Annotated in this window: 7 protein-coding genes; 1 reads left to right on the top strand and 6 read right to left on the bottom strand. The window is 67.5% G+C overall.

The annotated features are described in order from the left end of the window. Positions 1–230: 230 nt before the first annotated feature. From BMZ69_RS30640 to yajC, 5 genes are all read right to left on the bottom strand, one after another. Positions 231–1,121: a phytoene/squalene synthase family protein gene (locus tag BMZ69_RS30640; RefSeq protein WP_092163799.1), complete on the bottom strand. Its 891-nt coding sequence runs from the start codon at positions 1,119–1,121 to the stop codon at positions 231–233. Positions 1,122–1,328: 207 nt separating this feature from the next. Further along, on the bottom strand, positions 1,329–1,709 hold the full coding sequence (locus BMZ69_RS30635) for an Mth938-like domain-containing protein (protein WP_244543629.1): 381 nt from the start codon (positions 1,707–1,709) through the stop codon (positions 1,329–1,331). Positions 1,710–1,715: 6 nt separating this feature from the next. After that, positions 1,716–2,657, bottom strand: coding sequence for a protein translocase subunit SecF (secF, locus tag BMZ69_RS30630; RefSeq protein WP_092163798.1), 942 nt, complete (start codon positions 2,655–2,657; stop codon positions 1,716–1,718). A gap of 26 nt (positions 2,658–2,683) precedes the next feature. Then, complete coding sequence (gene secD / locus BMZ69_RS30625; protein ID WP_092163797.1) at positions 2,684–4,294, bottom strand: protein translocase subunit SecD; 1,611 nt, start codon at positions 4,292–4,294, stop codon at positions 2,684–2,686. A 60-nt stretch (positions 4,295–4,354) separates the two neighbouring features. Further along, positions 4,355–4,624 carry a preprotein translocase subunit YajC gene (gene yajC, locus BMZ69_RS30620; RefSeq protein ID WP_092163796.1) on the bottom strand — a complete coding sequence of 90 codons (270 nt, stop codon included), beginning with the start codon at positions 4,622–4,624 and terminating at the stop codon, positions 4,355–4,357. Positions 4,625–4,914: 290 nt separating this feature from the next. Between yajC and BMZ69_RS30615 the strand changes: the two genes are divergently transcribed. Then, complete coding sequence (locus BMZ69_RS30615; RefSeq protein WP_092163795.1) at positions 4,915–5,793, top strand: ATP-binding protein; 879 nt, start codon at positions 4,915–4,917, stop codon at positions 5,791–5,793. 293 nt (positions 5,794–6,086) lie between these two features. Here BMZ69_RS30615 and BMZ69_RS30610 read toward each other — a convergent pair whose 3' ends face one another. Continuing rightward, entirely contained in the window at positions 6,087–7,448 is a 1,362-nt protein-coding gene (locus tag BMZ69_RS30610) for a LysM peptidoglycan-binding domain-containing M23 family metallopeptidase (protein ID WP_244543628.1), read from the bottom strand. Positions 7,449–7,735: the final 287 nt, after the last annotated feature.

The raw sequence follows: 7,735 nt of genomic DNA, 5'->3' as shown, positions 1-7,735 counted from the left end.
TCACCCACGGGCTTGGTGTCCCTCAGGGCTGTCGGTCTTCCACCTGCCACCGCAACCGCTGGTATAGCAGATGAGGCAAAATGAGAGTTACAAGGGTTCGGGAGAGAAATCGTGAGCCTGAACTCGACCGCGCGGTGAGCGCTCGCGGAACTGGTCCGGTGGCCTACACCTCACCCTGCCCTCTCCTTCCAGGAGAGGGTTCCCCGCGCCTTACTCGTCGCTGCCAGTTCTCAGCGCCCCGCTGCTCGCGCCGCGCGCCACAGCGTCCATTGCCGCCTGAGCGGCGAGAGGCCGATGATGGTGCGGTAGGGATCGTAGCCGCGCCGCTCCATCTGCCTGAGATAAGGCTCGACCAGCGCGACAGGCAGGAAGGCCGGCCGGATCGCCGCCGGCACGGTGGCGCCAAGGTCGTTGAGCTTGCGCAGATGGATGCGCGCCAACGCCCGCATCTCCTTGAGCGAATAGACCAGGCCCGGACCGCCACGGCCGCGCACGATGTCCTCGCGGGTGACGCCGTTGCGGCTGAGCAGGTCGGCCGGGAGATAGACCTGGCCGCGGGCCGCATGCCAGGGGAAGGCGCGCATCAGCCCGGCTAGCGCATAGGCGACGCCGGCATGGCCGGCCGCCGTGGCGCCGCCGGGATCGCGGCCCTGCCCAAGCACCAGGCAGGCGAGCCGGATCAGGGCGCTCGAGGTCTCGCCGGCATAGCCTTCGAGATCCGAAAGCGACGGCATCGGGTCGTCATAAAGATCGAAGACGCGCGCCTCGATCAGGCCGGAGAGCGGGGCGATCGGCAGGCGAAAACGCCTGACGGTGTCGAGCAGCGCCTGCGCCACCGGATGCCCCTGCGCAGGCGCATCCGGACCGGCCTCGAGCACATCGCGCCACCATTGCAGGCGGACCTCACCCGGCAGCGGCTCGCTGACCTGTTCGCGCACGCGGGCGATCTCGTGGCTGAAGGCGTAAAGGGCGAACAGACCGGGCCTGAGCGTGTCGGGCGCATAGAGCGAGGCGATGTAGCGATCGGGATCATGCTCGCGCACCAGCGCCAGGCAATGGCCATAGGCCTGGGAAAGCGGGCCCGGCGCAGTGCCGGCGCGGTCCTCGGTTTTCGTGGTCATGCGCCCTCCCCGCTCCCGCCGCCAAGCGGGTCGAAGCGCCGGCAGTGTAGGCCGGGTCGGCTGGCTTGGCTACGCGGGAGCGGCATGGCTGGTGGGATTTGATCGATGCCCGTCATTGCGAGGAGCGAAGCGACGAAGCAATCCAGGAGAACGTGAAGTCCTGCCGCCCCTGGATTGCTTTGCTACGCTCGGAATGACGGGCCCGCCTCACTCCACCGCGATCAGCGCTGCGGCAACGCGCCGCTCCTCGCCGACCAGCACGTTGTAGGTTCGCGCCGCGGCCGGCGTCGCCATCGCCTCGACGGTGATGCCGGCGGCCTTGAACGGATCGCGCAGCGCGGCCGGCAGGAAGGCGATGTCGTGGCCGATGCCGAGGATCAGGAAATCGATCGTCCCGGCCTCGTCGAGCACCGGCTGCAAGCTTTCCAGCGTCACCTCGGCGAAGGAGGTGACCGGCCAGATCCGGATGCCGGAGGGTGTCGCCAGGATCGAGCCGCGATGACTCATATCGGCAAAGCGGAAGCCACCGGCGCCGAAGGCGTCGAGCTGGTAGCGACCTGGGACGAAACCGTCGAAGCGCTGCGCCACCAACCCTCAGACTCGCGCCTTGGCTTCGGCCAGTTCCTCGCTGTGGTCGAGGCGGCCGGCGCGGACGTCGAGATAGAGCAGCACCGGCGTCGAGACGAACATCGCCGAATAGGTGCAGACCATCACGCCGAACAGCATGACGAGCGCAAAACCCTCGATCGCCGTGCCCCCGAAGAAGACCAGCGCGACCAGCGCGAGAATGGTCGTGGTCGAGGTGATCGCGGTGCGCGACAAGGTCGAGTTGACCGAAAGGTCGAGCAGCTCGGGAATCGGCATGGTCTTGTAGCGGCGCAGCAATTCGCGCGTGCGGTCGAACACCACGACGGTCTCGTTCAGCGAGTAGCCGACGATGGTCAGGATCGCCGCGATCGAGGTCAGGTTGAATTCGAGCTGCGTGATCAGGAAGAAGCCCATGGTCAGCACGATGTCGTGCATGGTGCCGACGATCGCGCCGATGGCGAGCTGCATCTCGAAGCGGAACCAGAGATAGACCAGTACGCCGATGATCGCGAGGACGACGCCGAGCGTGCCGGCCTGGACCAGCTCGCCCGAGACGCGCGGACCGACGGTCTCGACGCGGCGGAACTCGTAATTCGCCGAGAAAGCCTCGCGCGCCTTGGTCACCACCGCCTGCTGGGCGATCTCGCCGCCGGGCTGCAGCGCGAAGCGCATGGAGAGGTCGCCGGCACTGCCGAATTCCTGGACCTCGACCTCGCCGAAACCGAAGCTGTTGGCGGTCTGGCGGACCTGGGCGATGTCGGGCTTGCCGCTCTTGGCCTGCATCTCCATCAGCGTGCCGCCGCGGAAATCGATGCCGAAATTGAGGCCGACCGTCAGGAACAGCACCAGCACCAGCACCGAATAGGCGGCCGAGAACGGATAGGCGAGCCGCCGCCAGTGGACGATGCGGAACTTGGTGTTGTCGGGAACGATGCGAAGCAGGCGCATGGTCTGTTATCTCCTGGCCTGCGGGATCAGAACGGAAGGGCCTTCGGCCGCGCCCAGCGATACCAGAGCGCGATCAGCATGCGCGTCAGCGTCACCGCGGTGATGACCGTGGTCAGGATGCCCAGGATGAAGACGACGGCAAAGCCGCGAACCGGGCCGGAGCCGAGCGCAAACAGCGCGACTGCGGCGATCAGCATGGTGACGTTGGAGTCGATGATCGTGGCGAAGGCGCGCGTGAAGCCCGCCTCCAAGGCCGAGACCAACGATCTGCCGAGATGCGATTCCTCGCGCATGCGCTCATAGATCAGAACGTTCGAATCGACCGCCGTGCCGATGGTGAGCACGATGCCGGCGATACCGGGCAGGGTCATGGTGGCGCCGAGGAGCGACATCAGCCCGAGGATCAGGCAGACGTGCACGAGCAGTGCGATGCTGGCGATGATGCCGAAGAGGCCGTAATTGCCGATCATGTAGAGGATGACCAGCACGGTCGCGATCACGGTGGCCGTCTTGCCGGCCTGGATTGAATCCTGGCCGAGGCCGGGGCCGACGGTGCGCTCCTCGACGATCGTCATCTTGGCCGGCAGCGCGCCGGCGCGCAGCAGGATGGCGAGGTTGTTGACCGCCTCGACCGTGAAGTTGCCGGAGATCTGGCCGGAGCCGCCGGTGATCGGCGACTGGATGACCGGAGCCGAGATCACCTTGTTGTCGAGCACGATGGCGAGCTGGCGGCCAAGATTCTCCGTCGTCGCCTGGCCGAAGCGCTGGGCGCCGCGGATGTTAAAGCGGAAATTGACGATCGGCTGGCTGGTACGCTGGTCGAAGGCCGGCTGGGCGTCGATCAGATCCTCGCCCTCGACGATGACCTGCCGGCTGATCGGGATCGGCTGGCCGCCCTGGTCCTGCGAGGGCAGCATGTCGACATCGCCGGCATTGGCATCCGCGACCATGCGGAACTGCAGCTTGGCGGTCTCGCCGAGGATCTGCTTCAGGCGCTGCGGGTCCTGCAGGCCCGGCACCTGGACCAGGATGCGGTCGAGGCCCTGGCGCTGGATGTTCGGCTCGGTGGTCCCGAGCGCATCGACGCGGCGGCGCAGCACTTCCATCGCCTGTTCGACGGCGCGGCGGATTCGTTCATTCGCGCCGGCTTCGGTGACGTTGAGCTGGATCAGCCCGTCGGGGTTCTCGGTGACCTCGATCGACTGGTTGCCCGAGGGCCCAAAGGCGCCGAGGGTGCCGATCGGCTGGGCGAGCTCGCGCAGCTTCGGCATCAGCTTGGCGCGGTCGGCCGCCTCGGGCACGCGCAGTTGCACGCCGCGCGGGGTCAGGCCGATGCCGCCCTGCAGGCCGACGCGCTCCTCGCGCAGGATGCGGCGGACATCGTCGCGCAATTGCGTGACCTGGCTGCGGATCAGGTCGGCACGGTCGATCTCGAGCAGGACGTGCGAGCCGCCCTGCAGATCGAGGCCGAGCGTCATCGCATGGATCGGCAGCAGGAAGCGCGGAATCCAGGCCGGAGCGCCCTGCTCGATCGCCTTGCGGGTCTCGGGCGAGAACAGGTTCGGCACGGCGAGCCCGCAGCCGAAGACCAGCACGAGCAGAACGAGAATGACCTTGCGGGCCTGGAGACGAAGCATCTGTATGAACAGCCTTGTTGGCGGGCGCGGGCGCCTTTCAGGCCCCGCGCCTCACGGCCTTCAGCTCTTGACCGGCTCGCCCTTGGCGCGCACGTCCGACACCATGCCCTTGAGGATGCGCACGCGCACGCCATCGGCGATCTCGGCCTCGATCTCGGTATCGTCGACCACCTTCGAGACCTTGGCGATGATGCCGCCCGAGGTGATGATCGTGTCGCCGCGGCGCACGTTCTTGATCATTTCCTGATGCGACTTCACCCGCTTCTGCTGCGGCCTGATGATCAGGAACCACATGATGATGAAGATCAGGACGAACGGAACCAGCGACATCAGTACGTCGTTGGTGCCGCCGCCTCCAAGGCCCTGGGCAAAAGCGGGGGTGATCACGGGAAGGCTCCTTCACGTCGCCGCCGATTGACGGCCGGCCGGCGCGGGGGTTGCAAAATCGCGCGGACTATAGCCAGCGATGTCGTGAAATCAATCGAAAGCGGCGGGTCTTTCGACCGCATCCCCCAGCTAAGCGCTCGCTGCCCTGCGCGCAATGGCCTTGCCTTTCAGGGGCGTGGAGAGTTATGAGCGTACCGTACCGTTCGGTACACCATATCAGCGGACTACCAGCGATGACCGATACTGCCCTCGACCCGACGCTCGCCACCCTGCTGCGCATCGCCGACGCGCTCGAGCGCCTCGCCCCACTGGCCAGGCGCAAGCCCGATCTCACAGCCGCCGACGCCTTCGTCTGGCATGCCGCGGGCCATGAACTTGCGCCGGTCGCCAAGGTCAACCGCGTCGCGCTGTCGCTGCTGCGCGGCGTCGACCGGGTGCGCGACACGCTGGCCGAGAACACCGACCGTTTCGCCCGCGGCCTGCCGGCCAACAACGTCCTGCTCTGGGGCGCGCGCGGCATGGGCAAATCGTCGCTGGTCAAGGCGGTGCATGCCGACACCAACCAGCGGCTGCCTGCCGGCGCCCTCCCGCTCAAGCTGATCGAGATCCACCGCGAGGACATCGAGAGCCTGCCGGTGCTCATGGGTCTGCTCAAGGCCGATCCGCACCCGGCCATCGTCTTCTGCGACGATCTCTCCTTCGACGGGCAGGACACCTCGTACAAGTCGCTGAAGGCGGCGCTCGACGGCGGCGTCGAGGGCCGGCCCGAGAACGTCGTGTTCTACGCGACCTCGAATCGCCGGCATTTGCTGGCGCGCGAGATGGTCGAGAACGAGCGCTCCACCTCGATCAATCCGGGCGAGGCTGTCGAGGAGAAGGTCTCGCTCTCGGACCGGTTCGGCCTCTGGCTCGGCTTCCACAAGTGCAGCCAGGACGAATATCTTGCGATGATCGACGGCTATGTCGGCCATTTCGGCCTGACGATCGAGCCGGAGCAGTTGCGTCGCGAGGCCCTGGAATGGGCGACGACGCGCGGCTCGCGTTCGGGCCGTACCGCCTGGCAATACATCCAGGACCTGGCCGGGCGGCTGGAGACGAAGCTGGAGGGATGACTCTTCCTTCTCCCCTCGGAGGAGAAGGTGGCAGCGCGAAGCGCTGACGGATGAGGGAACGACAGGTCAACCTGTCCCGTTCTCACCCGGTCGCTCCGCCCTCATCCGTCTGCGTCGCAGACACCTTCTCCCCCCGAGGGGAGAAGGTGAAAAAAGCAAAACGGGGCGGCCTTTCCTGGGACCGCCCCGCCTCGTATCGACCGGCGGGGTCTCGCGAATACCGGCCGAAGTGTAAAAGCCATTCCAGCGAAAGTGCGAAGCGGTCTCGCGTCCGGAATTGCGTCTGGTTCGGATCAGTTGCTGCTGCTGAGATAGGGCATCGGGTCGACCGGGGTCGAACCCTTGCGCAGCTCGAAGTGCAGCTGCGGCGAGTTGACGTTGCCGGACTGGCCCGACTTGGCGACGACCTGGCCGCGCTTGACCTGCTCGCCGCGCTTGACGCTGAGCTCGCCATTATGGGCATAGGCCGAGACATAGCCGTTCGGGTGGCGGATCAGCACCAGATTGCCGTAGCCCTTGAGCTCGCTGCCGGCATAGGCGACGACGCCACCCTCGGCGGCTTTGACCGGCGTGCCTTCCGGCACGGCGATGTTGATGCCCTCATTGCCGCCCCTGCCGGCATAGCCGGCGATGACGCGGCCGCGGGCCGGCCAGCGGAAATCGGCGCCGGACGAAGCCGGCTCCTCGGCCTTGGGCAGGCTGGCGGTGGTCTGCGGCTCGGCCAGCTTCGGCTCCGGAGCGGGCGCAACAGCCTTCGGCTGGGGCGTGACCTTATCGGCCGGCGCGCTGGCGACGACCGGCGCGGCAGACTTCGGCTTGACCGGCTGCGCGGCAGGAGCCGGCGCCGGCAGCGCCGCGGTCTTGGTCTCGCCCGCGGCCTTGGCGGCCGCCTTGGCCTTGGCCTCGGCGGCGAAGCGAGCACGGGCCTCGCCCATGCGCTTGGCGTCGGCGGCGGCCTTCTCCTTGGCCTCGGCGGCGGCCTGGGCCTTGGCCTGGGCAGCCTGGGCCCTGGCATCGACTGCGGCCGCCTTCGGGGCCGGCGCTGGGGCAGCGGCGACCGGACGCGACACCGGCGGCGGCGCGAGGCGGGGCTGCTCGAAGCGATTGTCGTTCGGCGTGGGCTGGCGCGCGGCAACTTGGGAGCCGCCGCCATTATAGACAGGGACGACGATGCGCGAGCCGGGCGTGACCTCGCCCGAGAGCCCGTTGGCCTGCATCAGCGCCGAGCGCGGCACCCCATAGCGGCCCGAGATCACTTCGAGCGTCTCGCCATGGGCGACGACGATCGGCGTGCCACCCTGGGCGCTCCAGCCGGCGGCCGAGCCGGGTGCGCTTGGCGCCGGAGCGGTCATTGGCGCGGGACGAGAGGCGACCGAAGCGGTCGGTGGCGGCAGCGGCTGGCTGCGCACGCCCGGATTGCCGGAGACGGACGCCGTCTCATAGGACTGGCGTGGCGCATTGCGGCCGATCGAGCCGGTTGTCGCCGGATCGCGCTGGGGGCTAGGAGCCTGCGCGGTCTGGAAGGGATTGCTGAAGGGCGCCTCGGTGAAGCGCATCGCCTCCGAGGAGCAGGCGCCCAGGCCGGCCGCGAGGGCGCAGACCGACACGACGCGAACCACGGATTTCGGGACGGCCAGCTCGACTTGCTTACGCATGGACTCTGCACTCGCGAACGACGCAACTCTACGGTCCGCATTAAAGAGCCGGTTAGGTTAAGAAGGCGTTTCGCTGCTGACAGGTCAGGTGAGTTTCTGAGGGTCGCGGCAATCTTCCTGACCGGCAGGGCGCAGGAGCCCAGCGGCAAAGACGAACAGGATACCCGCGGGATCCCCTCTCCCGGATGGGGAGGGGTGAGCGACTGTCTTGTTGGTCAAGCGGTTTGTTCGCGCCATGGTTGTCTGTCCCGGATGACGGCGTTGAGGATTGTGACGAGCTTTCGGGC

Origin of the sequence: Allobosea sp. CRIB-10 (genome assembly GCF_900112185.1) — a bacterium.
Lineage (GTDB): Bacteria > Pseudomonadota > Alphaproteobacteria > Rhizobiales > Beijerinckiaceae > Allobosea.
The sequence above is the reverse complement of the archived record's forward strand: the minus strand, read 5'-3'. Positions and strand labels throughout refer to the sequence as shown.

What these genes read in the sequence shown, in the direction of transcription:
- BMZ69_RS30610 (WP_244543628.1), bottom strand. Translation starts at nt 7,448, where the DNA reads ATGCGTAAGCAAGTCGAGCTGGCCGTCCCGAAATCCGTGGTTCGCGTC.
- secD (WP_092163797.1), bottom strand. Translation starts at nt 4,294, where the DNA reads ATGCTTCGTCTCCAGGCCCGCAAGGTCATTCTCGTTCTGCTCGTGCTG.
- BMZ69_RS30640 (WP_092163799.1), bottom strand. Translation starts at nt 1,121, where the DNA reads ATGACCACGAAAACCGAGGACCGCGCCGGCACTGCGCCGGGCCCGCTT.
- yajC (WP_092163796.1), bottom strand. Translation starts at nt 4,624, where the DNA reads ATGTCGCTGGTTCCGTTCGTCCTGATCTTCATCATCATGTGGTTCCTG.
- secF (WP_092163798.1), bottom strand. Translation starts at nt 2,657, where the DNA reads ATGCGCCTGCTTCGCATCGTTCCCGACAACACCAAGTTCCGCATCGTC.
- BMZ69_RS30615 (WP_092163795.1), top strand. Translation starts at nt 4,915, where the DNA reads ATGACCGATACTGCCCTCGACCCGACGCTCGCCACCCTGCTGCGCATC.